This window comes from Mesorhizobium sp. M1E.F.Ca.ET.063.01.1.1 (genome assembly GCF_003998155.1).
Lineage (GTDB): Bacteria > Pseudomonadota > Alphaproteobacteria > Rhizobiales > Rhizobiaceae > Mesorhizobium.
This window is the reverse complement of record NZ_RZSC01001699.1, coordinates 1-413: the sequence shown is the minus strand read 5'-3', so window position 1 is coordinate 413 and position 413 is coordinate 1. Positions and strand designations below refer to the sequence as shown.

1 protein-coding gene is annotated in these 413 nt (G+C 62.0%); it reads left to right on the top strand.

The genetic code is table 11. The annotated features are described in order from the left end of the window. Window positions 1–399: hypothetical protein (locus EOA29_RS40485; protein ID WP_127222609.1), on the top strand; the 399-nt coding region annotated here is incomplete at its 5' end. Between the last annotated feature and the right edge of the window lie 14 nt (window positions 400–413).

Below are 413 nucleotides of genomic sequence, written 5' to 3'. Positions count from 1 at the left end.
GTCCTCGACCTCGTGGCACTTGCGAGCAGCAATGCCGTGACGAGACGCTCGGGCGTGGGCACGATTTCCACTTTCGTTGCGCTCGCAGCAGGAGTCTTCGCCACAGGAACCTGGTTCTACGGCGGACTGGCGCTTGACCATGCCGAAGCTGCCGGCTTCAGCAGCGCCATAGCGGAGACGCACGAAAGCCCTGGCGGAATCACGGCATTTGCCCTTCTGACCTGGGGGGTCGTCAGATTCGCATTGTGGGTCCGCAATCGCGAGTTGGGATCCCTGGCGATCGCCGTTCCTGTAATCGAAGTTGCAGGCGCGGCACTTGTAACCGTCACCGCCTACTACGGCGGCCTGCTTGTCTATGATATGGGTGTGAATGTGGCCAGAGCCGCCACAGGCGGCTGAGGCCTGTCTCCAAG